17 protein-coding genes are annotated in these 25081 nt (G+C 39.9%); 12 read left to right on the forward strand and 5 right to left on the reverse strand.

All coding sequences use genetic code 11. The features are described 5' to 3' along the window. Positions 1-38 precede the first annotated feature (38 nt). Positions 39-593 carry a retropepsin-like aspartic protease family protein gene (locus OQE68_RS19285; RefSeq protein ID WP_180567707.1) on the reverse strand — a complete coding sequence of 185 codons (555 nt, stop codon included), beginning with the start codon at positions 591-593 and terminating at the stop codon, positions 39-41. Positions 594-1045: 452 nt separating this feature from the next. Here OQE68_RS19285 and OQE68_RS19290 point away from each other — a divergent pair, with 452 nt between their 5' ends. After that, on the forward strand, positions 1046-3373 hold the full coding sequence (locus OQE68_RS19290; RefSeq protein WP_180567708.1) for a DUF1631 domain-containing protein: 2328 nt from the start codon (positions 1046-1048) through the stop codon (positions 3371-3373). Between the two features lie 77 nt (positions 3374-3450). On the opposite strand, the gene OQE68_RS19295 is transcribed toward OQE68_RS19290, so the two are convergent. Next, on the reverse strand, positions 3451-4677 hold the full coding sequence (locus tag OQE68_RS19295) for an MFS transporter (RefSeq protein WP_180567709.1): 1227 nt from the start codon (positions 4675-4677) through the stop codon (positions 3451-3453). Positions 4678-5073: 396 nt separating this feature from the next. On the opposite strand from OQE68_RS19295, the gene OQE68_RS19300 reads away from it, so the two are divergent. The 11 genes from OQE68_RS19300 (at position 5074) to OQE68_RS19350 (ending at position 20664) form a co-directional block, all read left to right on the forward strand. Then, the gene (locus tag OQE68_RS19300; RefSeq protein ID WP_180567710.1) at positions 5074-5841 is read left to right on the forward strand and encodes an ATP-binding cassette domain-containing protein; all 768 of its coding nucleotides are present in this window, start codon (positions 5074-5076) and stop codon (positions 5839-5841) included. Between the two features lie 73 nt (positions 5842-5914). Then, positions 5915-6820: an ABC transporter substrate-binding protein gene (locus OQE68_RS19305; protein WP_219339965.1), complete on the forward strand. Its 906-nt coding sequence runs from the start codon at positions 5915-5917 to the stop codon at positions 6818-6820. Positions 6821-6829: 9 nt separating this feature from the next. Continuing rightward, positions 6830-8833, forward strand: a complete 2004-nt coding sequence (gene fhuB, locus OQE68_RS19310; RefSeq protein ID WP_180567712.1) for a Fe(3+)-hydroxamate ABC transporter permease FhuB — start codon at positions 6830-6832, stop codon at positions 8831-8833. A gap of 353 nt (positions 8834-9186) precedes the next feature. After that, on the forward strand, positions 9187-11025 hold the full coding sequence (locus OQE68_RS19315; RefSeq protein ID WP_180567713.1) for an IucA/IucC family protein: 1839 nt from the start codon (positions 9187-9189) through the stop codon (positions 11023-11025). A 1-nt stretch (position 11026) separates the two neighbouring features. Continuing rightward, positions 11027-11998, forward strand: coding sequence for a GNAT family N-acetyltransferase (locus OQE68_RS19320; protein ID WP_180567714.1), 972 nt, complete (start codon positions 11027-11029; stop codon positions 11996-11998). After that, on the forward strand, positions 11995-13920 hold the full coding sequence (locus OQE68_RS19325; protein ID WP_180567715.1) for an IucA/IucC family protein: 1926 nt from the start codon (positions 11995-11997) through the stop codon (positions 13918-13920). Before OQE68_RS19320 ends, OQE68_RS19325 begins: the two co-directional genes overlap by 4 nt. Continuing rightward, complete coding sequence (locus OQE68_RS19330; protein ID WP_180567716.1) at positions 13910-15241, forward strand: lysine N(6)-hydroxylase/L-ornithine N(5)-oxygenase family protein; 1332 nt, start codon at positions 13910-13912, stop codon at positions 15239-15241. The genes OQE68_RS19325 and OQE68_RS19330 overlap by 11 nt, the downstream gene beginning before the upstream one ends. A gap of 4 nt (positions 15242-15245) precedes the next feature. After that, entirely contained in the window at positions 15246-15998 is a 753-nt protein-coding gene (locus tag OQE68_RS19335) for a (2Fe-2S)-binding protein (RefSeq protein ID WP_180567717.1), read from the forward strand. A gap of 93 nt (positions 15999-16091) precedes the next feature. After that, positions 16092-18338, forward strand: a complete 2247-nt coding sequence (locus tag OQE68_RS19340) for a TonB-dependent receptor (RefSeq protein ID WP_180567718.1) — start codon at positions 16092-16094, stop codon at positions 18336-18338. A 245-nt stretch (positions 18339-18583) separates the two neighbouring features. Beyond that, positions 18584-19480, forward strand: a complete 897-nt coding sequence (locus OQE68_RS19345; RefSeq protein WP_180567719.1) for a hypothetical protein — start codon at positions 18584-18586, stop codon at positions 19478-19480. Between the two features lie 110 nt (positions 19481-19590). Beyond that, the gene (locus OQE68_RS19350) at positions 19591-20664 is read left to right on the forward strand and encodes an IS630 family transposase (protein ID WP_266195779.1); all 1074 of its coding nucleotides are present in this window, start codon (positions 19591-19593) and stop codon (positions 20662-20664) included. Between the two features lie 12 nt (positions 20665-20676). Here the strand turns inward: OQE68_RS19350 and OQE68_RS19355 are convergent, their stop codons facing one another. The 3 genes from OQE68_RS19355 to OQE68_RS19365 all read right to left on the reverse strand — a co-directional run bounded on the left by OQE68_RS19355 (position 20677) and on the right by OQE68_RS19365 (position 24789). Further along, complete coding sequence (locus OQE68_RS19355; protein WP_180570645.1) at positions 20677-22722, reverse strand: sensor histidine kinase; 2046 nt, start codon at positions 22720-22722, stop codon at positions 20677-20679. Positions 22723-22763: 41 nt separating this feature from the next. Beyond that, positions 22764-23684: a ketopantoate reductase family protein gene (locus OQE68_RS19360; RefSeq protein ID WP_180570644.1), complete on the reverse strand. Its 921-nt coding sequence runs from the start codon at positions 23682-23684 to the stop codon at positions 22764-22766. 100 nt (positions 23685-23784) lie between these two features. Continuing rightward, on the reverse strand, positions 23785-24789 hold the full coding sequence (locus OQE68_RS19365; RefSeq protein WP_180570643.1) for a response regulator: 1005 nt from the start codon (positions 24787-24789) through the stop codon (positions 23785-23787). Positions 24790-25081: the final 292 nt, after the last annotated feature.

Consider the following 25081-nt stretch of genomic DNA (forward strand, 5'->3'; position numbering starts at 1 on the left):
GTAATTTAGGGTTAGTTGTTTTAAGAGGATTAGTATATCTAATTTTGCTGGGGTAGCTTAAGAATTAACTGGTCGCCTTGCTGGCTGAAGTCTAATTGGCGCAATGCACTCATACCCAGCAAAATTTCATCGCCTTCCATGTGAGGGTTGATGCTGGCATCGACATCAAAAAAACGAATGTTGCCTAAAGTAAGGTTGTCTAGCTGGGTAACAAAGATATCAACTGTGCCATTAGCCGTTTGCGCTTTGTGAGTAGCTAGTTTTGGAAGGCCAAGGTTATTGGCAACCCCTTCTGGAATCACGACATTAGTTGCTCCAGTATCTAAAAAAAACTGGACTGCTTTACCATTAATATAACCAGTAGCAACATAGTGACCATAGCGATTACGCGTTAGCCTGACTTCACGGCTGCCATCCTGATTCACTTGGGCAATTGGAACCTGGTTTGGGTTATGCCGCTGTTCTTCCCAGTTGCTGAAGTAAAGGGTTAGCAATAGCAATGCGGTGATCCAGGCTGCAATTAACATCCCACGACCAATAGTATGAGGTGTGGCTGTATTTTGATGGTTTTGAGTCTCTTCGGTATTACTCATCTTAGTGCTACATAAATTACAAAAAGCACTTGTAATACTAACACTATTGTTAAGCAAGCGGTGAGTAAAAGGGCGGCGCTAATTTGACTAGACAATTTTGGAATAGCTAGTTAATCAAAAATAAACAATTGACATAAATTTATTGAAGTTATTATGGCTTAACACCAATGATTATTGTTTTAACCGGTTGTTCTTCAGCTCACGAGCTTCGGTATATTAAGTACCTTTTTTAGTACTGTAAAATATTGTGACATTAATCTCATATCCTTGCTTTTAATCGCTTTTCAATGTGTTGAAGTTACTATAATAACTTTGATGGCTCTCACTAAATCAATGGAACTATTTCTCATACAGTTGTATGATAGGTGCAGCTATCTGTTTTCTATACAGGAAGTCTTCCCGGCTTTTGACAGTACATGAAAGTGGGTCGGGCAAATGCGGAGAAATAGCTAATGCAGGAAGATTCGAAGGTTGTTCGCTTATCATCAATAAATACCAAGTCCGTGAAACCAGCTACTCGCCTTTCAGCACCATTAGTTAAGGTTTGTGAACATTGCCTTAATCAGCTTCAATCCTGTATTCGCAGTTTGTTTGAAAATGCAGATGACACCCTGTTCGAGATGGCCGATCGAGCAGGTTCTAATACAGAGCAAAATATTTACTTTGAAGCCATGCGCGAGGTTCGATTAAAGCGCAAAGCTATCGAAATGACCTTTTTTGAAGCCTACCAGCAAAACTTCAATGAGTTAGTTGGCCCCCCAAAGCAAGGCAGTCAATTTGAGCTAGATGAGCTTTCTTTTGATGCGCTTTCATTAGTTAATAATGAAGATCTTGAAGAAACAGTTGCAATCGATACGATGGTATCGAAGGTGATCAACCGTGATCATGGCATGCAACTAATGCATTTAACCACCCGCATTGATAACTTATTACCACAAACTATTAATGATAAAACTAATCCTATTGGTCCAGAAAAGCTTTGTCAGGCATTTGTACAAGCGACAAAGAAGTTAGATATAGACATTAAGGTTAAACTCATTGTTTTCAGACTGTTTGAGAAGTATGTACTCGGTGCTGTTGATCAAATTTACAGTGAAGCAAATCATTTACTAAAAGAAGCGGGGGTAATGCCTGAGCTGACCAGTCGCCCTGTACAAAGCCAAAGAGCACCTATTTACAGAAGGACTGTTGATGGTGGAGGGACAGCAGGCAGTGGGCAGCTAACAATGGATGCTCAAGCAGCCCAGGAAGCATTTTTAGCACTTAGAGACCTTTTAGTTGCTGCTCAATTATCAATTCCACATAACTCCCAAGTTTCAACCAATAACCTACCAGCCGTTAGCCAGCCAGATTTAATGGGGATGTTGTCACAAATTCAGCATCAACCTGCAATAGAACAACTACCTGTAGCCAATCAATCAGCGCCACAGGTTGATATAAAAACAGCACTGGAAAATCTTTTAAAAAATTATGACCAAAATAAATCCATAGGTCAGGTTGATCAGGATGTCATTAATCTAGTGTCAATGCTGTTTGAATTTATTCTGGATGATCGAAACCTACCCAACCAATTCAAAGCCGTCATTAGTCGTTTGCAAATTCCTTTATTAAAAGTAGCTATTCTTGATAAAGCCCTATTCAGCAAAGCATCTCATCCTGCTCGTCGTTTATTGAATGAAATGGCTTCAGCTGCACTAGGCTGTGATGAGCAAGACAATGCAGCCCAGCAAAAGCTATACGACAAGATGGTAGAAGTTGTACAAAAGCTGCTACAAGGTTTTGCAGATGATATTGAATTATTTAATGAGCTGTTAGAAGACTTTACTGCTTTTGTTCAAAAAGAACAGCGTCGAGCTTCACTGGTTGAGCAAAGAATTAAAGATGCAGAAGAAGGCAAGGCTAAAACAGATCTGGCCAAACAGCTAGCTACCCAAGAAATTCAAAAACGGTTGGAAAGTCATCCGTTACCTGATGTTGTAACTGAGTTGCTGCAAGAAGGCTGGACCAATGTACTGTTTATTGCATATTTAAAAGCAGGGGAACAGTCTCAAGCATGGCAAAGTGCTATTGCAACAATGGATGAGTTAATATGGAGTGTTCAGCCTCATACTAACACTGATGAGAAAAAGAAACTGCTTAAGATGGTGCCTCCCTTAATGAGGCAGTTGAGGGATAGTCTAACAGAAATTTCATTTGACCCTTATAAACAGCGACAGTTATTTAAACAGCTACAGAGTTTACATGTGCAAAGTTTGAGGCAGTCAAGGACTCCTACATTTGTAGCTAAAACAACAGCAAAACAACCGGATGAATCAGAAACAACTGTAGCTGAGCCTGTTGTTATGGTAACGGAGTCTGAACCACAGCAGCCCCCACCAGTTGTTAATGAGCAAGTTGAAGTAGTTGAAACAAAGGAGCATGAACAGCCGGCTGCAACTGTTGCTAATGATAATAAAGTGGCAGAGCAACCAGCCAATCTGAATGAGCCTGCTGTCAGTGAACAGAGTTTAAACAAAGTAGCTAGCTTGAAAGTAGGTAATTGGGTTGAGTTTGGTTTAAATGAAGACAATAAGTTTCGTGCCAAACTGGCAGCATTTATAAAACCAGCAGATAAATATATCTTTGTTAACCGAACAGGTATGAAAGTCGCTGAAAAAACACGTTTAGAGTTAGCGTTAGATATTGATCACGGTAACGTCACTTTACTTGACGATAACCTACTATTTGATCGAGCATTAGAGTCAGTCATTGGCAACTTGAGACAAATGAAGAAAACCTAAAGCTCATATTGCTTAGATATTTATTGCTTTGTAATTCGGTTGACTTGCTTTGTTTACCTGTTTATTAACTGCAAAATCTATAACCTTAATTGGTTAGACCTTACCTGCTTTATACTAAAAGCGCAGCATAATAATCCGCAAACTATACATATTCCTATAGGTACATAAGGTGAAAAAATCACCGATGCTGCCATCATTGCTGCCAAGCCATAACCGATTGTATGCGACATAGAAATATAGCCAGTCACTGTACCATGGCCTAGGTTGCTTAGTTGGGTGGCAGTTGTTGTATAGGCTGGCACAAGCAGGGCAGTGCCAGCGGACATTAAACTAATCGCAATAAAAAACACGGGTAAATAAGGGATTAGAAACATGATAAAGCCTATTAAAAACAGGCTTGCTCCCCAATAGAATAATGAAGTTAGTGATAACCGTTTGGTCTTTACTACGCCTAACTGCACACTGAGAGTCGAAGCTGCACTAATAGTCAGTAGAGCCCCTATTACCTGGCTAACAGTATCTGTTGGCCAGTGTGTAGTCTGCTCAATTAACGGTGAAAGCGTGTATTGGAGTAATGCAACCGCAGTACATAAACTGATGGCTATTATCAGCATTGGGAATAAATTCCAGCTGGGCCACTGCCATTGCTGTTTTGCTTTTGTCGAGGGGGGATTTAGGGGCTGGTTTAGGCTTAAATGGCAAGGGGCTTTTAATTTAAGGGCCAGTAGCAGTGCAATTAAGGGCAAGATACACATCATAATGAGTGGGCCAAACTGATGCCACTGTAATAAACCTAATGCCAGCAGTGGGCCAAGCAAGCGACCACAGCTTAGGCCTGCACTTACCATCGCAATAGCTGTTATTCGATCTTGCTCACCCTGTAAAATAATTGCCCAGTGTTGAGCAGCTGGCACCATGCCAGAAACAGTTAAACCATAAATAACTCTGGCTAAGATTAAACCTGTAATAGCGAGGGTAGGCGTTAGCCATGCAATGTGGGCTAACCAGACAAACAGTAACATCAACGAAAAGCTAATAACAAAACCAGCTAATGCTTGAATAACCACTGGTTTAGGTCCATGGCGGTCACTGAATTGGCCCCAAAAAGGTGAGCTTGGTAAAAAAAGTACACTACCTGTCGCGATAATAATTGACCAAATATAAAGCGGAATATTTGATGATTCCGTTAAAATAGGTAAAGCAACCAACAACCCGTTTTGACCAATTCCCATTAGGGCGGCAATTGCTGCAATTAAATAGAGCTTATAAGGAGGAGAAGTCTGTTCAAGAGTAGTTGACAGCATATACCCTTCACGAATCATTTTTAGGTTTTGTTATCATTGCTACTCACACCAATCATCTATTACTTATAGGCTCATGGGGCTTCGTCGCTTGAAGGCCTCACCTAAAAACCCTTCGTATTGGGTAGAGTGAGGAGATAACCAGTATTTTCTAAACAACGAAAATAGTGAAATAACACATGTTTCTTATGTGTTTTGGCTGATCAGGGTAGTTAAGCAAATAAATCTATTGTAATCAACATAAAAATCATTATCATTTACATTTATGTTGAGGATTTTGCATTGACTTTAACAATGACTACAAATTGTTACTGATAACAGAGCACCCCTAATAATTGTTAGAGGTGCTCTTATGTAAAATCCGCCAGTATTTATATCAGCAATAGGATATTCAGGGTAATGTTCACCCTTTCTAATGTGACTTTTGAGGCAGGAGGACAACAGATTCTTCAACCGGCCTCTCTGGTATTTCCAGAGGAAAAGGTAACTACATTACTGGGGCATAATGGCTCAGGAAAATCGACGCTGATGAAGTTGTTAAGCAGACAACAGTTGCCGTGTAGTGGTGAAATACTGTTAGCTGATCAGCCGTTAAATGCTTTGGACATTAAAACATTTGCTTTGCAAGTTGCTTATCTACCGCAACAACCCCTGACACCTGATGGGGTTACAGTAGAAGAATTAGTCAGCTTTGGTCGTTATCCCTGGCGGGGGGCTTTGGGACGATATAATGATGAAGATCGTACCCTGGTTGCACGCGCCATTGATTTGGTAGGGTTAAATAGTTATACCAAGCGTTTAGTCGGCACTTTATCGGGTGGCGAACGTCAGCGAGCCTGGGTGGCGATGTTATTGGCACAAAACAGTCGTTGTATATTGTTAGATGAGCCAACTTCAGCACTGGATATAGCCCACCAATATGAGCTGTTGTCGCTAATTAGGCGTTTAAATAAAGAATTGAAACTAACCGTTATTATGGTGCTACACGATATTAATATGGCTGCTCGGTTTAGTGACTATTTAATTGCCTTACACTCAGGAAGGGTGATGGCACAAGGCAGCCCCACAGAGTTTATGCGAGCTGAAATGTTAGAAGCTATTTATGGTATTCCCATGGGGCTATTTACTCACCCAGAAGATGATAGTGTCATTAGTTTTATCCGTTAATGTATTTTTATTTTCAGTTTTTTGTGTCTAGGCATAGTGCAACAATATTTCTATGCTTGTGAAGGAGTCAGCAGTGCAGTATTTGTTACTGATTGGTTTATTATTTGGTTTTACTGTACAAGCAAAAACCATTACGCATGAAATGGGAGTTTTGGAGCTGACTAAAACACCTTTTAAAATTGTCGCGCTGGATTGGGTATTGGCCGAAAGCCTGCTTTCTTTAGGAGTAACACCGTATGCTGTTGCAGATAGTGATGGTTATAACCAATGGGTGGTTAAGCCGCAGTTACCGAGTCAGGTCAAAAATGTAGGGTCAAGGCGTGAACCTAATTTAGAGCGATTGACCCAGCTAAAACCAGACTTAATTTTAATGAGTAGCCACTTGAGCCCTCTATATCCGTCGCTACAAACTATTGCACCAACAATGGTATTGACGGTTTATAATGAAAAGCGTGATCCATTTAACCAGGCAAAAAAAATATTAAATCAACTGGCTATTGTAACAACAAAAGAAAATATAGCAGCTCAGCTAATTAGCGAAGCTGAACAATATATTCAAAACAATGGTAGTCGACTAAAAAAAGCCGGCAAAGCTGCACGCCCTTTTTTTCTGGTTCGCTTTATCGGTAATAAACATATCCGTATTCATGGGGAATACTCGTTGGCAGGGCAAACCTTAACAATGATGGGATTGACGAATGCTTGGCAGGGAACAGCTAATATGTGGGGGTTTGCTTCTGCTAGTATGGATAAACTGGCACTTAGTCAGCAGGCTAATGTTCTGTATTTTGGACCACTAAATAAAACAAATAAAGCAAAGATATTTTCAACACCTCTTTGGCGTGCAATGACATTTACTCGTCAAAAGCGGGTATATGAACTGCCACCTATTTGGGCGTTTGGTGGCATCAATGCAGCTGTAAGGCTAAGTGATACATTAACAGATGCCCTCCTAACGGCAAAGTCAATCACAAAGTAGTGTCAGTAAATGACAAATCTGTTGCATTCTACTCATTCAAGCAGTTTTTTTACCAAATATTCTCAACCTGTCTTATGGGTAGCTGCCCTGATATTAATCGGCGTAGGATTTTTTCTTTTTAATTTGAGTACTAGTTTGCCACTTGACTTAGTGTGGCAAGCCACAGTGAAACCCGATGAAAATGACTTCAGACAAGTTATCTACTTTTATAGTTTTTTACCTAAAATCACCATTGCGCTACTAGTTGGGGCAGGACTAGCGTTGTCTGGTTGTGTTATGCAACAGGTGTTAAATAATACATTGGCATCACCGACTACATTAGGTGTAGCTGCTGGAGCTGAATTAGGGTTGGCCTGTGCTTTATTATTGGTGCCTACTGGGTTGGCTATTGATCCTGATTGGTTTGCTTTTATTGGAGGCCTGCTAGCGACAGGTATGGTATTTCTTATTTCAGCTTCTAAAGGTTTTGCACCATTACAAATGGTATTAGCTGGAATGGTCATTAGTTTATTGTTTGGTGCTATTAATAGAGTGCTGGTGTTGCTTAATGACCAGCAGCTGGACAGCTTGTTTATTTGGGGGGCAGGTGACCTTAGTCAAACGGACTGGCAAAACGTAGCTCATTTATTACCACAAATTGCTATTCCATTTATGTTGTTGTTGTTACTTCAGCGGCCTTTGACATTACTTCAGGTGGGTGAGCAGCTGGCATCCTCCGCAGGTGTGAAAGTAGGTGCTATCCGATTAATATCATTAACGCTGGCCGTTTTTATAACAACAAGTGTTGTGAGTACAGTGGGGATAATTGGCTTTGTGGGGTTAGTGGCTCCTGCGCTTGCGAAATTAGCTGGTGCTAGACAGTTTTATGCCAGGCTCATCGTTAGTGCAATCATAGGTGCTTTGCTAATGTTGATGGCAGATTTAGTCGTCCACCCTTTTTCTGGAGTAGGGGGTGAGTTGTTACCGACTGGGGCTATAACTGCACTGATAGGGGCACCTTTTCTGATTTGGTTATTGCTACAAAACCCGCTTGCTGTTGTAGCAAAGGCAACATCTGAACAGCCAGTAAATATAAGACAGTATGCTTTTGTTAAACTGCTTATAGTTTGTTTTATCGTAGCAATAATATGTACAACCACTGCTTTATTAGTAGGAAAAAATGAACATGGTTGGTCTGTTCAATTAGTAGATAGCATGTTGGCACTTCGGTTGCCTAGAGTATTTGCTGCTTTTCTAGCAGGTTGGGGGCTGGCTGTAGCTGGATGTGTTATTCAGCGAATAACTGTTAACCCCATGGCGAGCCCAGAAGTGATGGGTGTCAGCTCTGGGGTTGCTTTAATGCTGGTCGTGGGGGTGATATCAGGAATGATATCATCTCGTGGAGAGCAGCTATTGTTTGGTGGTATGGGGGCATTGCTAGCATTCGGTATAATGTGGTTATTTTCTCAGCGTAGCCGATTTGCACCTACCCAAATGGTTCTGGTTGGCGTTGCGCTCAGCGCATTTTTAGACGCAACTATTCGTATATTACTGACAAGTGGTACTGATCAGGCGAAAACTGTTTTAACTTGGCTGTCAGGATCAACTTATTTGGTAACGAATATGGATGTTGCCTTGCTATTAATTATTACCACTATTTTATTGGTGGTACTTTTATTATTGCATCGTTGCCTGGATTTGCTGACATTAGGTGAAGCCGCTGCGACTGGATTAGGTATGAACTGTCAGCAAGGACGATTGTGGTTACTAATAATTGCTGCAATATTAACGACAGTTGCTACGTTGGTAGTCGGGCCGTTGAGTTTTGTTGGTTTATTGGCACCGCAATTAGCTAAATTATGTGGCCAACATGCTGCTCGTAATCAACTAATCACGGCAGGGTTTATGGGTAGTACCATAATGGTGGTTGCAGATTGGCTGGGACGTAACTGGTTATTTCCCTGGCAGATTCCAGCAGGAATACTAGCCTCAATCATTGGGGGTGGGTTCTTTTTACTGTTTCTTAGAAAGTGATAAGCCTAGGCCTGTTAACACTGCTCACCTAGACACTTCGTATTGAGTAAATTAGTGGAAAATACACCACTGTTTAAATAGAGTTTATTCCTTCATTTAAAATAGCTAATTTGCGCCTTGGGTATTTTATTTTAAAAAAATAACAAGTAAGCGCTCGCTTTATTTGATGAAAATGATTATCATTTGCCTTGTTGGGTTAAGTCACTCGTCTTGAGTAATTTATTTGTTATTAAACAGCTGTTTACTCAGATTAAACAATCTTATCTATTGTTCGATAAGCTTTGCCTGATTCTAAGGTTTAGAAGGTAAGCCTTTTCTCCTCAAGAACTTTTCTATGTAGTAAGGGGAATTTTGTGAATGAAGTAAACTTTTCTGTAGGCTCTGACTCAGAAAGTACTCATACTGATATTTCGATTAACTGTTTTTTAAATGCTTTTCTAAGAGAGTCGAAAGTAGTTACTTGGAAAAAGAGTAGTGATAATCAAAAACTAGCAATTGTTCCACTAAATTATGGGCAACAGCTGATTTATATACCAGTAAGTTATCATTCTGTGTTGGGAATTCATGAATATCAGTTGCCATTAAAACTAGTAAATCAGCTTGATGAATCAGAAGAAAAACTACTCAGCTTTAATGAATTTTTGCAGCTTATTATTAATGATGTAGATATCGTTGGTGACTTGACCAACGAGCAAAAGTTGATATTTATTCAGCGAGTGGTTGAAAGCCGTGCTAATACACAAGCAGCTATTGCGGCACGTGATAACTTGCAGGCTATTTATAGTGGTGAACTTAACTTTGAGCAAGCAGAGCAAGGGCTAATAGCGGGCCACTCTGTACATCCTGCACCAAAAAGTCGTGAGCAATTTTCTGAGTCTGATGCTCGGCTTTTTACGCCTGAGCATCAGACTCAGTTTGCCCTATATTGGTTTGCAGTCTCACCATCGATTGCTATTACCGATAGTACAGGTCAGTATGAAATTAATGAAAGAATACAACAACTGTTAACTGCAGATACACAATTAAGTGAAGCTATTTTGGATAAGGTGCCTGACAATTACTTATTGTTACCAGTACATCCCTGGCAGGCTAAGCTATTGCTAAACATACGTGATATTCAACAGTATCAAGAAAAAGGATTACTAGTTAATTTAGGCGCAATCGGTGCAAATTGGTATCCAACGTCTTCTACTCGTTCGCTTTATAGTCCTGGTTTGCCTTATATGCTGAAGTTTTCGCTCAGTGTTAAGCTCACAAACTCTATACGTAACTTGTCGCTTAAAGAAGTCATAAGAGGGACGCGATTACAACAGGTATTTAATACTGAGCAGTTGTGTTCATTTGGTCAACAATATGCTTCATTTAAAGTAATGCAAGAGCCAGCATTTATTGGCTTAATTAATTCAAAAAGTGAAGCGATTGATGAATCATTGGTTGCTTTGCGTGACAACTTATTAATGCATGCTTCTCAAGAAGAAGCGGTTGTACTGGCAACATTAACTCAGCAACATCCTTTAGCAGAAGACTCCTTAATTGCGGATAGAGTGAAGACTGTTGCTAGTCATAAAAATATATCGATTAGTCAGGCTGCAAAATACTGGTTTAATCAGTATTGTCAGTATGTAGTTGAACCTTTATTTGCTTTACAGGCCAACTACGGCATTGTTTTATTGGCTCACCAACAAAATATTGTACTGAAAATGGAGCAAGGAGAGCCCGTTGGCATGTATTATCGTGATTGCCAAGGGACAGGATATACAGAGTTAGCTTATCAACTATTTCCTGAGCAGTTGATCGATGATGCTCAGATGCCAGAAAACTTTTGGAGTAAAGATAAAGTACTACGCTATTTCCCTTATTACTTAATTATTAACTCTACTTATAACACCATTGCAGCAATTAGTGCACGATGTGACGTAAGTGAAAAAGATTTGCTACACATACTACATGCCAGCTTAAAGCAAATGCAAAGTCAGGGTGTGCAAGATAGCTTTTGTTTAGATTTTGTTTTACAGAATGCGACTCTTCGTAGTAAAGGCAACTTTTTCTGCTATTTGCAAAACTATAATGAAAATTCAATTCCTGATCCTGCCGTCATTTATTTTGATCTTGAAAATCCTATAGCCAAAATTGAACAGTCAGCGAGTGCTAAAAATACATCAACGACAAAAGTAGTATCAGGGATAGTTTGATATGTTTGAAAATACACTTAAGCTGTATGATAACTTGTTTGCTATTGAACAACATGCTGAGAAGCTTGTTAAACTTGAAGTTTTGGATAATATCTCCCTTGAATATTTAACTGAACATTGGGCGAATGGAATTGATAGTTTATTTCAAGCGTTACCTGAAGTAGAAGGTTGCTACTTGGTAAAGAATGAAGACCAAGCTTGGAGTAAGCTGGCTGGTCAAGTACCCATTCTAACTCCCTTTATTAATCAAGTTTTATATCAGCAACAGTTTTATCAACTACCATTACATTGGCACAAACATAATTTATCTAGTCATTATCCTCAACGACTAATCCAAAGTATTAAGCAAGTGCGTCTCCATCCACAACGTCCTCCGAAGCCGACAGGTGAAGTTTATAGCCGCTTTGATTGTTTAGTGGGTAAACAAATTAGTTTTCGTACTTTTGACTTGGAAAAAGACATCAATCGTTTTACTGATTGGATGAACGACCCACGGGTAGCTGAGTTTTGGGAGCAAGCTTGGTCACAAGAAAAGCTAGAGGAGTTTATTGCTGAACGACAAAATGACTCTCATATTATTCCTCTGATTGGTGAATTTGATGGTTATCCATTTGGCTATTTTGAAGTTTATTGGGTAACTGAAGATCGGTTAGCTCCATATTATGATAATGAGCCTTATGATAGAGGAATACATTTATTAGTTGGAGAACAAGCCTTCCGTGGACCACTGTTTTTTAAAAGCTGGATGCGAGCGTTAACCCATTATTTATTTATTGATGAACAACGTACACAGCGAGTTGTACTAGAGCCTCGTCATGATAACCAACGATTATTCTGTCGAATTAAAGACGTAGGCTATCGTATTTTATTTGAATTTGACTTTCCCCATAAAACATCAGCGTTGGTTATGGTTGAGCGAGAGGCATTTTTCCGACAGCAATTCGTTGTTCAAATGGAGGCTCAGTCACCATGAACCAGCAGGCATTACACAGTTATTGGATCATAGCTAATCAAACTATGGTGGCTAAACTAATTTCTGAGCTTGCTTATGAGCAAGCATTTCAGATTAAGCTAGCCCATACTGAAGCAGATCAGTTAATAACGAATTCAAGCGATGTTAGGCCCTCATTTCAGCATTTAACTTTACAGTTAGCGTCAGGGGTGATTTATCACTTTGAAGGCTGGCAGAATATTTGGGGGCAATATGTTATTAGACCAAGTAGTTTATTTCGCCAAGAAATAGTCGTTCAACAAGAGTCAGAAAATTATCAACCGGCTCTAGAAAATCTAGATAAGGAAATAACCCATTCTCCAGCTATTTCTGCAGCAGCTTTTATGCTGGACGCAAAAGCTGAACTGGGGCTGGTGGATGAAAGTCTAGCCGAGCATTATGAAGATATGTATGCAACGCTGGTTGCAGACTGTCAATTGCTGGCAATGAAAAAAGACCTAAGGGCTGATGACTTTATTAAATGGGATATCAATCAGCAGCAATGCCTATTTAATGGGCACCCTAAATTTGTATTTAATAAAGGCCGAAGAGGTTGGGGGAGTCAAGACTTAGCATTGTATGCGCCTGAGTCTCGCCAGACTTTTCAATTATGCTGGATTGCAGTTAAACAGGAAAATACTACATTTGCAGTGGCAGATCAGTGGAGTTGGCAAAAACTGATAGATAGTGCCGTACCTGCTGAAGAGCAGGTAGAAATGCAGAAGCTAGTCCAACATTATGGTGGTCATCCTGATGATTATTTATTGCTCCCTGTACACCCTTGGCAATGGCAAAATAAGCTATCAACTTTATTTGCTGAGTTAATCGCTAATGGTGAGATAATTTATCTGGGTGAATGGGGTGACTTATTTTTACCTCAATTGTCGTTAAGGACTTTGAGTAATATGAGTCGTCCAGAAGGCCTAGATATAAAGCTTCCGGTAACCATTATGAATACTTCCTGTTACCGGGGAATTCCTCGCCGCTATATTTTAGCGGGGCCTGAAGCCTCATCATGGTTGAATAAAGTTTTTAAACAAGATTTATTTTTGCAAAGTATGGGGGCAGAAATTTTACATGAGCCTGCCAGTGCTTTTGTTGGCCATCCTGTGTATAACCATTTAAATCAAGCCCCCTACCGTTACCATGAACTGCTAGGTGTTATTTGGCGTGAAAGTATCAATGAAAAACTAAAAAGTAATGAAACGGCAATATTGATGGCTGCTCTAATGGAATGTGATGAGCAGGGACAGTCTGTCATTGGTGCTTATATACAAGCTTCAGGTTTATCGCCAACAGACTGGTTAGCAAAGTTATTTCGGGTGGTGGTGTTACCTTTTTATCATTTGTTGTGTAAGTACGGGGTTTCACTGATTGCTCATGGCCAAAATGTCACTATTATTTTAGAGGACAATCAACCCAAACGAATATTACTAAAAGATTTTCAAGGAGATATGCGTTTAGTTGACCGAGAATTGCCTGAAAGTGCAGATTTACCTGCTTCAGTGAAAGAAGTAACGGTTAAACTACCTGAAGAGTTAATTATTCACGACCTGCAGACAGGTCACTTTGTAACGGTATTGCGTTTTATATCGCCTTTAACAACAGCGCTTGGAGTAGCAGAGCCAGTCTTTTATAGATTATTAGGCAAGGAAATTAGAGTTTACATGGCTCAATACCCTGAATTAAATGAACGTTTTCAACGATTGGATTTATTTAAGCCGAAAATACTACGTATAGGCTTAAATCTGGCAAAATTCCGTCATCAAACTGATAGCAGCCAAAGTCGTATGTTGCCGGATATGGATCAGTTATTAGATAACCCACTTTACATTGCTGAAGAAGAAATAGCTGTAACAGAAATGACAGTCAACAGTGATCAGGAGTCAACAGATGCTAGCTAAGCCAACACAACCCGATAGTTCAATAATTGATGTGGCAGGTATTGGAGTAGGCCCTTTTAATCTAAGTGTGGCTGCACTACTTCAGCAAGTAAAAGGGCTGAGTGCACGATTTTTTGAAAGTCGTGAACAGTTCGCATGGCACCCTGGATTACTATTACCTGATACCCATATGCAGACGATGTTCTTAAAAGACTTAGTCACTGCTGTTGCACCTCATAGTACCTATTCTTTTTTATCATATTTAGTTAAACGTAAGAAGTTTTATCGTTTTTTATCGGCAGAATTAAGCTGTATTAGTCGTGCAGAGTTTTCCGATTATCTTAGTTGGGCGGCTCAACAAATCCCTTCAGTGCAGTTTGCAACAGACGTTGAAAATATTTCGTTTACGAATAGTCAGTTTGAAGTGGAAACTTCGAAAGGAGTTTATTATGCAAAAAATTTGTGTTTAGGTACTGGTAAAAGACCATATATTCCTGATTGTGCCCAACCTTATCTAGGTAAGCAGGTCATTCATGCAGCGAATATCGGGCTGACTTCTCATGATTTCTCCGGTAAACGGGTAATGATAATTGGAGGTGGACAAAGTGGTGCTGATATTTTTCTTAATGCATTAAATGGTTATTGGGGAAAACCCAGTGTGCTTAATTGGCTTTCAAGGCGGGCAAACTATCAACCGTTAGATGAAGCCGCTTTCTCCAATGAATACTTTACTCCAGACTATGTTGATAGTTTTTATAAACTAAATTACCAGGTTAAAGAGCGAGAAATTGACAACCAAAAGTTAACATCTGATGGGATAACACAAGATTGTTTATTAACTATATATCGCACACTTTATCACCGTTTTGATGTATTGTGTGAACCTAGATGGGTGAATTTATTACCACACAGAGAAATGACGGAAGTAAGCCAAGCTGATAATATTTATCAAGTTCAGGCAACTAATGGCTTAACCCAGGAAACAGAATATTATGATGCAGATGTCATTATTTTAGCTACAGGGTTTACTACACCGACTTTAAATTGCTTAGCTGGTTTACGGTCTCGACTAATGCTTGATGAAAAAGGCCGTTATTCATTAAATGAACATTTTACTGTTGATTGGGATGGTCCATCTGAAAACCGAATTTTTGCTGTGAATGCGGGTTTACATAGTCACGGTATTGCTGAGCCTCAATTAAGTTTAATGGCTTGGCGATCAGCAAAAATTATCAATCATTTGTGTCAACAGGAAGTATTTGATCTTGATTCTAGTGATGGTTTAATTAGTTGGTTGCAACCGCTTACCCAAAATCAACCGCTTTTACAGCAAGCCATTTAGTGTTATGTTGCCAACTTGTTTTGAACAACACTTTTCAGCAGTCGATGATGTTAATTCAGGGTTAACTAGCTTAGCGCTATTTAATGCTGAATGGTATTGGAAAGAGAGTGATGAGCCTGATCATATTTCATTAGACTTGTTGTTTTATGACTCAAAATGGTTGATTAATGCTGTTAATCAGTTTTGTGAAAAAGAACTGATAACCAATCGTAGAGTAGCCGCTTCCTTAGTGCAAAAGCGATTGATGAGTTGTGTTGTATCACCGTTGGTTGCAGTGTATTTATTCAGTGGTGTAGTACCACAATTAAATGTAAAGCAGCTTTTTATTAATCAGGCTCTTTCTGAAAATATACAATGGCGTGGGCAGCCATTTTGTACCACTAATGAGTCTTTAGTGAGCTGGTTAGATGATTTAATTAATCAGTTTTTTGAAGTTTTTCGTACTCTTTTGCGAGTTAATCCAAAAGCCTTTTGGGGAAATGCAGCATTGGCTATTGCTTCACCATGGAGCCGGCTGGCGAGCTTTGGTAAGGGAGGCGAAGCTGTTCAGCCTAATATTAAACATTTTTTATCGACGTTTTCACCTCCTATAAAAAATGCACTTGAGTGGTTGTTGGTTGAAAAAACAACGGGTTATGTTTGTGTACCAAGACGAAATAGTTGCTGTTTAAAATACAGCTTACCTAATAGGACATTATGTGGCACGTGTAACCGCCGTAGTAAAGAAGAGCAAATTACCTTAATTCAAAGCCAGTAATGAATACCCGTAACAATGGGGATAGTTTAATTAAATAATCATAATACCCCCACAACAAAGGGTGTAGTTAGTTACATAAGTGAGTTATATATTATGCAGTCACGCCATTATTTTTACCATTCGCTGGTGATTACCACCTTACTTTCTCCGGCCTTGGTAACTGCTGAACAGAAAAATATTGAAAAACTGGACTCAGTGGTTGTCGTTGCAAGTCGAGCACCAAAGCAGGTTAGTGATATTGCTGGTACTGTTTGGCTAGTGGATAAAGAAACCGTTGAAGAGCAGTCTCATGGAGGGAAAAACTTAAGTGATATTCTTTCCACTGTAGTACCTTCCCTGGATGTGGGTAGTCAGGGAAGAACCAATTATGGCCAAAACTTACGTGGCCGTGCAATGTTGGTAATGATTGATGGTGTGTCGTTAAATTCTGCGCGATCAATTAGCCGACAGTTGGACTCTATTGATCCATTTAATATTGAACGTATTGAAGTATTATCCGGTGCAACGGCTATTTATGGCGCAGGTGCTTCGGGTGGTGTCATCAACATTATTACCAAACGTGCGGAAGCCGGTGAATTAACAGCAGAAACTTATGTTGGAGGTAGCTCTGGGTTTAATAACAGAAATGATGGGGATTATAAAATTGCTCAGTCAATCAGTGCTGGAACAGATAAATTAAAAGCTAGGGGCTCCCTTGTTTATAGCGAAACAAATGCTTTTTATGATGCTAATGGTGAGTTAATTAATCCAGATAGCACCCAGGGCTCATTACAGTTTAATGAAACAATTGATTTAATGGGTTCGCTTGAGTATAAACTAGACGATCAACAAACTGTTACTTTGTTGGCTCAACACTATAATAGTGAACAAAATAGCCCTTATGGCACTTATTTTGGTGAAAATCTGGCTGGTTCTAAAGAAAGTAACCATGACTTAATTGAAACACGCAAAGGATTTTCTTCTGATCGAAATCTTGGTACAGAGCGTTATTTATTTAATGCAACTTATCACCATGAAGAAGTATTTGGTCATGAGTTAATAGTGCAGGCATCTTATCGTAAAGAGTCATTTTCATACAATCCGTTTATTCGGCCCAGTGGATCTAAGGAGCCGTCTAATAAAGGTTATTTCTCAGCATCTAAGCAGGATACTGATGTTTTTAGTTTGCGAACAGCACTCGTAAAATCATTTGATAAACTAACCCTGAGTTATGGGGTGGATGGCTATATTGATCAATTTGAGAATGACCAAATAATTTTTGATCAAAATATTTCCAATGCCAGTGGTGGGTTGGTTAATAAAAAAGCCTATAAAATAGGTCGCTATCCTGATACAGAGGTTTCATCTATTGCTGGCTTTTTTCAGGTAAGTTATCAGTTAACTGATCGGTTATTGATTGAAGGAGGATACCGTTATCAATATATGAGGAATGAAGTAGATGACTTTATTGATGCAGGTATTCAAAAAGATATTGCGTTTGGTAAATATACATCGGCAGACCCTGTACCTGGTGGGCAAACCCACTATAAGTTCGGCTTATTCAATCTAGGAGCCGTTTTTGATTTAACGGCTAATCAGCAAGTCTGGGCAAACTTTTCCCAAGGCTTTGAACTGCCAGATACAGCAAAAAGATATGGTGATGGTCAATATGTTGATGCTAATGGTGATGGTCATGCAGAGTTAGTAAAAGGCTCAGATATTCGTACTGATCGGCTTGATGGCATAAAAACTGACAGCTACGAGCTAGGCTGGCGCTATACGGGAACTGATTTAAGTGTTCAAACAGCTCTTTATTATTCTGAGTCGGATAAAGTAGCTACATATAAGAACCTATTATTGGAGTTACGTGATCATGAAAAGCGAGTTTATGGCTTCGAATTTGAAACAAGTTATTGGGCAACAGATAAGTTCCAGCTTGGCCTAACAGGGCATTATGTAAAAACCCAAGAAAAGGATAAAAATGGCCATTGGCAACGTTCATTAGTTGATAGTAGTAGTGCATCAAAAGCGGGAGCATGGGTTGGCTGGTATGAGGATAAATACTCATTAAAACTACAAAGCCAAACTTTGTTTAGCCTGCGAGATGATGCTAAACGACTGAAAGGGAAAAGTGAAAATGGTGAGTTGTCTGGTTATACCACTGTGGATTTCTTAGGCAATTATAAGCTACCCGTCGGAGATGTTGGTTTCGGTGTGCAAAATGTATTTAATCGTGAATACACGACTATTTGGTCACAGCGAGCGCAGAAGCTTTATTCTCCCTATTATGGACCTGAAGAGGCTTATGACTTTAAAGGACGTGGGCGTACTTTCTTCGTTAATTATCAAGTGAAGTATTAAATCTCTACCAACAAAGGGAAATAATGGCGTTGTTTCCCTTTGTTGGTATAAGTTAACTGTCCACTTGCGTTTGTGACCCCTTCCTGCATTTTTAGAACGCTTTCTTTTGAATTAATCACTATTTTAGTCGTTTAATGACCTGTTGATGTTAGGTTTGTACATTGGCGTTTAATTATGGTTTTATAGCCTCTATGGTTAGGTGATGTATACTTCTGCGAATGGTCATACAACCCTGGTGATAAGCTATGTTATTCATTTCTTTGTGTATAGGTGTTGCTATTTTCTTTATGGCTGATAGCCGTAAATTCATACAGCATGATAACTGGTTTAATAAACTGATTGAGCTAGTGGCAAGCAAGCTAGGTGGTAAGTTAGGAGCTGAGTGGATTTGGGTTATCACGTTGCTGATTCCTACTGCAGTTGTCGCCTGGTTAGTCAGTGAGGCTGATGAGGCTTGGCTAGGTTTCCCCATGTTGTTGATAAGTGTGGTTCTTTTAGTCTATTCCTTGGGAAGGGAAGGGTATTTAAATAGCCTAGACCTCTATGTAGCTTCATTGAAAGTAGCTAATGCTGAAACGGTATTTATTCGTGCGCAAGAATTGTTTCCAACACTCAGTAAAGATTTACGTGATGAATGGTCTCATCAGTATCAACAAATCAGACAACTAGTGTTTTACCAGGTGTTGGAACAGCTGTTTACAGTTGTGTTCTGGTTTATTGTGTTAGGGCCTGTGGCAGCTCTTATTTACCGTATGAATGAGCTGTATCTGGCTAATCAGCAGCAAAATGATGCAAACAAACTGGCTTCTGCCCATGTCGCTTGGGACTTCAAATATATTATTGAATGGTTGCCTGCTAGAGTGCTTGCCTGGTCATTTACTTTGGCAGGCAACTTCACCAAAGCTTATCATGAATGTCAGCAAAGCTGGCGGCGGTGGGCTGAGCCTCCAGGGGAGTTAGTGGTTCGTACGGGATTACAGGCGCTAACTATTCCATTGGATATGGAAGAGTTTAAGCAAACAACAGATACGGCAGAGCAGCAACAAATGGCTGCTGATGAGCTGATGGCTGTGCGTGGGCTGTTGAATCGAACAGTAGTTATCTGGGGAGCAATAATTGCACTAGTTACTTTGTTAACATAATTCATAATTAGTGGCGCATACATAAGGCTGCTGTTTTATTTTGCTCTATAGCACTAGTGGGCCGTGCGGAAAATAAGGTAACATTTATTGTTTTAATATAAAATAGTAGTATGAATACTACAAATGAATTTCGTTTAGCAAATAGCGATAAAGCAGAACTGAGCGCGTGGCTTCGACTAACAACTTTGCCACAAGGGTTAGCAATGAGGGCAAGACTGCTTTTATTGCTTGATGAGGGGCATAGTCCTACCTACATAGCCCTGTATCTGCAAACTTCCCGCAAAAGCATTTACAAGTGGAAAAACCGCTTTATTGAAGAAGGGGTAGATGGTTTGTTTGACCGTCCACGTCCTGGTAGACCTAGCCTAATAGATGAAGCAACCATACAAAAAGTTCTAACGTTGACAACTGAGCGTATTCCTCATGAGTCCACACACTGGAGTGTTCAGTTAATGTCAAAATATGCCGAAATTAGCACTTGGCAAGTGAGGCAAATATGGAAAGCTTTTGACCTGAAACCTCATCGGATTAAAACATTTAAGATTAGTAACGACCCTGACTTTGCAGAAAAAGTGGTGGATATAGTGGGGCTTTATATGAATCCTCCTACCAATGCAGTCGTTCTATCTGTTGATGAGAAATCACAAATACAAGCACTGGACAGAACCCAGCCGGGACTACCATTGAGTCCAGGAAAAATCGGCAGTCGAACCCATGATTATAAAAGGAATGGAACAGTTTGTTTATATACTGCATTCAATGTACTGACTGGCGAGGTGACAGGCAAAGTGACAGATAATCAACGTTCAAAAGAGTTTTTAAGCTTTTTGAAGCAGATTGAAAAGAAGACGCCAGAAGGGTATGAGTTGCATGTCATTCTTGATAATTTAAGTGCTCATAAGACACCTGATGTCATGAAATGGGTAAATAAAAAGCCGCATTTACACTTTCACTTCACTCCAACAAGTTCATCATGGTTGAATGCTGTGGAAGGGTGGTTCGCCCAGCTTGAGCGTAGAAGCTTATATAGAGGTGTATTTACAAGTGTTAAGGAACTTAAGGATGAAATCTACCGATTCATTAGCGTACATAATCGAGAACTAGCTAAACCATTTAAATGGGTAAAAAGTGCAAAAAGTATTATTGCCTCTGTGGAACGAGCAAAGAAACTGTTACCTAATTAGCCGCACGGCCCACTAGTCTCTTAAGGCTGTTTCTATCGTTTTTGCTTGTTTCGGTATAGGGGGAGTGAGTTCAACTTTTAGTGGTAAGCTGATGATAAACTCTGTGCCTATTCCTGCAGCTGATTTCACATGTAATTGCCCTTTGTGGTTATTAGTGATAATAAAATACGACACTGATAATCCTAAGCCGGTGCCAATGCCTACTTCTTTCGTCGTAAAAAATGGCTCGAATATACGCTTACGCGTAGTGTTGTCCATGCCGATACCATTATCTTCAACTTTAATAATGGCTTGGGTAGTCGTTTGTTTACTAGTAATGATGATTTTGCCATTCCACTTTGGTTCTTCTCGTTGATTAATAGCCTGGGCGGCATTTTTGATGAGGTTAAGTAGTACTTGCTCAAGCTCGTTGGCGATACAAGGTACACTGGTAAGGGTATCGTCCAAGTTAGTGATGATATGAATTCGCTCTAGTTCAAGACCATGCTTAATATCTAAATCGCTGTGAGCAATTTCAATGGTGCGATTTATTAGCTCACTTAGATCGGTTGGGGATAAGGTTCTTGAGCTTCGACGGCTGAATTGCAGCATATTTTGCACAATTTTGGAGGCACGGGTACCCGCATCTTTAATATTACTCAAAAAGCGAGTAATGCCTCGTTGCTCCATATAAATGTATAGTTGGTGGATATCTAGCTGTAGTTTTTCTGCTTCTTCTTTGTTTTTCGCTAAGGTAGGAGAAATACGGCGTAAAATATTTTGTACTCCCTGCACAATGCCACCTAGCGGGTTATTAATTTCATGGGCCATGCCTGCCGCCAGTCCACCCACGGACAACATTTTTTCAGTTTGCACCATAGTGTCTTCTAGTTGAATACGCTGGGTTATATTGTCTAGTCGGATGACAGCTCCTTGGTGCTCTTCTCCACAAAGTGGGTAGATAACTAGGTCAAAATAGTTTTCTTCATTGTGGTGAGTAAGGGGAACGCGCTCGACAGTTTCCACTGTTTGGTGGCTCAGTGCTTTATCTATTTCAGGCTCGTGCTCAGCCAGAATAGTCGAAAGCTCTTGAATAGGGCGCTGTAATGCTTGGTTGCCTTTAATATTAAATAAAGCAGCTGCTTCTTCATTCCACTGTTGAATTTGTTTATTGGTGTTAATGGCAATTAATGCAGAAGGCATTGAGTTAATAATATTGTTGAGGTATTTCTGTAAAGCGGTCAGCTTTTGCTCAATATGGGTACGAACCTGAACCTCTAGCTCCAGCTTTTTGTTGGTACGTTGGGTTTCCAAAGCCATTGATTGAGCTTTCATACTGGCCTGCTCAGCCTCATCACGTGCTTTTCTTAGCAGCTGATCTCTAGCTTCAATGCGATTCAGCATCGTATTGAAGGCGGTAGCTAAAATACCTAGCTCATCATTATGAAACTTAGTTGCACGTACTGAGTAATTTTCTTCAATAGAGACCGTATGGGCCAGTTTAATTAAGTGTAATACTGGTTTAGTAATGACCTGCCGGATAACACCGGTCACAAATAGCATAATCAATACAGCAAAAATCATGATGATTAATATTGCTACTTTCATTGCCAAAAATAACATTTCAGGTAATGAATGATTGGCTTTTATTTCAAGAGTCAGTTGTTGACCGTCGTCTAATTGGATTTTTTCAACATAAGAAGACGGCTCTAAGGTTAGAGAAGTAATACTGGTTTGTGACTGGTGTTGTTCATCAGGAAAAGATAGCAGTAACTTATCTTGTTGGTCATAAAAACTAATGGATTCAATATAATCAAACTGACTTAAATGTTGTAACAAATGACGCGCTAATTCAGGCTCACGCTGAATTTGGGAAATTAATAACGGATTAGTTAACAGCTTACTGGTAGTTGTAACATTGTGAGGAACAATATAGTCCTTGGATATTAAGTAAGTTGTTAACACCAGCGTAATGCTGGCAACAAACGCAATAGAAATGATAACACTTAGCAGCAGGAGTAATAATTTGCGGCTAATGGGCAGGCTGGACAGATATCCTGAGATTGATGATTGAGTCATATATAGGTTTAATACTATAGCCTTTACGGCAGGTTACATTATTAACTGTAGCCTTTTTCCTTTAAGGTGCGAACTAACCATTGATGATGGGGTAGGTCAATTCCCATTATCTGGGCTTTATCAATAATATAGCCATTGATGTAGCTTAACTCTGTGGCTTTTCCAGCCTTCACATCTTGAAGAGTTGATGAATAGTTATCTGCAGTTTGTAAGATGACCCTTTTCACTAGTGTTGCTAATTGATCAGATAAGGGGATTTGCAGCTTCTTTAGTATAGCCTCTGTTTCTAAGCAAAGGGCAATGACCCGTTGCCTTACCCCCTGGTTTTGCCATAACTCACCATTTTTACATTGATAAAGTGCTGTAAGGCCATTAATGGCGCTGTTAATGGCTACTTTTTCCCAAAGGGTAGCGAGTGGCGTTGTGGTCCAGTGAATATCCAGGGGTAACTGCGCAAACTGCTGAAACTGGCTGCTAGGTTTAGCATTGTTAAGCTGAGGGCTAAGCTCCCCGAGAATAATTTGACCAAGGCCAGCGTGCACTACTTGAAATGGCTTCGTTAAGAAGCAGCCATGGGTCACTGAGCCTACGGCAATTTGTTGGTCGGGTAGTGTGTTTGCAATAGCTTGCTGAGAGCCTAAGCCATTTTGTAACAAAATAATTTGAGCATCAGCTGTGAGTAAATGAGCGATTGACTGAACTGCTGGAAGCGCGTCGTAGGCTTTGGTCGTAACAATTAGCTTGGTAATTGTATGGTGTCGGGTACAGTGATCAACGATTGGTACATTACAAGAAAAGTGTAAGTCAGTTTGCTGGTAATGAATGGTTTGGGAAAGAGTATGTGCTCGTTTAATTATCAAGTTGACTGGTAGCTGTTGCTTAACGAGTTGACTAGCCAGTAAGCAGCCGATAGCGCCGGCACCAAGAATATACCAAGGCTGGTTATTAGGAGATTGAGTCATGCTATGAAAAAGCTATCTAAATAACAACAATAGCAAGAATAATAACAGCAGCAAAAAATGGTACCAGCATTCTTATTAGTAATACTGAGTCATTTTATTTTTACGATGATGTTGTTTCACTTTGAGGTGGCTTTTTCTTTAGCATGCCTGGGTTCCATTGGGTGGCAGTAATTAGGCCTGTTTCACATGATTTTTGGAGCATTTTCCGGGTAACCACTAACAACTGTTCTGCAGTGGGTAATGGGGGGGTGTTGGTTAATATGCACATACTCATGGCGGCTTTAATTGAAATATAACCAACAGATGACTTAAAGGCCTTCAGATTAAGCCCTTCATAAATACGGCGAAAGCTCTTTGGCGTATATTGTTCATCATGTAGGTGAGTAGTAATGATTGAAAACTGATCATCACCGGTGCGAGTAATAATATCGAGTGGTCTGATTAACTGCTGTAAGCGTCGAGCTACGCCTTTGGCCACTTCATTATAAATAGCTAGCCCTCGTTGTTGTTCAATTTGTTTGGCATTTTGTAGAGCAATGACCAGTAAACAAGCAGAAGCATCACGGGACTCTACATGGCGAATAGCTTCACTTAGATGGTTAAGGCAAAAACGTAAATTTCCAATGCCGGTTAAATGATCGGTGAGGCTATGTTTTTCTAACTGTTGGAGGTTATCAACTAATAGCTTATTTTCCTCCAACAGCTGATTTTGCATATGAGCTGTTCGGTCAGCTGCAAATATTCTCGGTAATAGCTGATCGTTCATTACTGATTTATTAATAAAGTCATCTACACCCCGATCAAATGCCTCTGCTAGTGCTTTTACCCCTTCTTTGGCTGTTAGTAAAATGACATACGTGAAGTGATGTAAACGTTTGTCTAATTCTCGAACCTGCTGGGTCAGTTGCAAGCCATCCATTTCAGGCATCAGCCAGTCTGCCACTAAAATACTGGCAGGACGTTTTTGTAGTTGAACCAGAGCTTCATTAGCACTACTAGCGAACCGGATATCCCGAAAGCCTGCTCCTTTTAAGGCACGACCAATCATTACGCTACTAAACTTCGCGTCGTCCACAACCATTATTGGTATATTAAGATTCGCCATTAGGGTCCTGTAATATTGTTTATTAAGTGAGTGGCTAGCACCAAACAGACTAACCTAAAATTAAGTTATAATAACTGCTGGCAATGTCTGTCAAATATACAACAAGTTACTAGTGCTGTATCCTGCGGAAGTATGCCTTGCAGCTAACGACTTAGTGATCTGCTAAATGCTACTTATTTGCAGGATACAGCACTAGTGTAGTGTGTTATCTGAAGCGACGATTTAGAACTTAATCAAAATCCTGACTTAAAGGGGCTTGACAAAAACAGTGGTATCGTTTCTTAAATATGCT

This window comes from Spartinivicinus marinus (assembly GCF_026309355.1).
Taxonomy (GTDB): Bacteria; Pseudomonadota; Gammaproteobacteria; order Pseudomonadales; family Zooshikellaceae; genus Spartinivicinus; species Spartinivicinus marinus.

Bases quoted from the DNA above. Each gene is read 5' to 3' on its own strand.
- OQE68_RS19355 (WP_180570645.1), bottom strand. From the start codon at position 22,722: ATGACTCAATCATCAATCTCAGGATATCTGTCCAGCCTGCCCATTAGC.
- OQE68_RS19350 (WP_266195779.1), top strand. From the start codon at position 19,591: ATGAATACTACAAATGAATTTCGTTTAGCAAATAGCGATAAAGCAGAA.
- OQE68_RS19320 (WP_180567714.1), top strand. From the start codon at position 11,027: ATGTTTGAAAATACACTTAAGCTGTATGATAACTTGTTTGCTATTGAA.
- OQE68_RS19290 (WP_180567708.1), top strand. From the start codon at position 1,046: ATGCAGGAAGATTCGAAGGTTGTTCGCTTATCATCAATAAATACCAAG.
- OQE68_RS19360 (WP_180570644.1), bottom strand. From the start codon at position 23,684: ATGACTCAATCTCCTAATAACCAGCCTTGGTATATTCTTGGTGCCGGC.
- OQE68_RS19365 (WP_180570643.1), bottom strand. From the start codon at position 24,789: ATGGCGAATCTTAATATACCAATAATGGTTGTGGACGACGCGAAGTTT.
- OQE68_RS19335 (WP_180567717.1), top strand. From the start codon at position 15,246: ATGTTGCCAACTTGTTTTGAACAACACTTTTCAGCAGTCGATGATGTT.
- OQE68_RS19295 (WP_180567709.1), bottom strand. From the start codon at position 4,677: ATGCTGTCAACTACTCTTGAACAGACTTCTCCTCCTTATAAGCTCTAT.
- fhuB (WP_180567712.1), top strand. From the start codon at position 6,830: ATGACAAATCTGTTGCATTCTACTCATTCAAGCAGTTTTTTTACCAAA.
- OQE68_RS19330 (WP_180567716.1), top strand. From the start codon at position 13,910: ATGCTAGCTAAGCCAACACAACCCGATAGTTCAATAATTGATGTGGCA.
- OQE68_RS19300 (WP_180567710.1), top strand. From the start codon at position 5,074: ATGTTCACCCTTTCTAATGTGACTTTTGAGGCAGGAGGACAACAGATT.
- OQE68_RS19345 (WP_180567719.1), top strand. From the start codon at position 18,584: ATGTTATTCATTTCTTTGTGTATAGGTGTTGCTATTTTCTTTATGGCT.
- OQE68_RS19285 (WP_180567707.1), bottom strand. From the start codon at position 593: ATGAGTAATACCGAAGAGACTCAAAACCATCAAAATACAGCCACACCT.
- OQE68_RS19325 (WP_180567715.1), top strand. From the start codon at position 11,995: ATGAACCAGCAGGCATTACACAGTTATTGGATCATAGCTAATCAAACT.
- OQE68_RS19340 (WP_180567718.1), top strand. From the start codon at position 16,092: ATGCAGTCACGCCATTATTTTTACCATTCGCTGGTGATTACCACCTTA.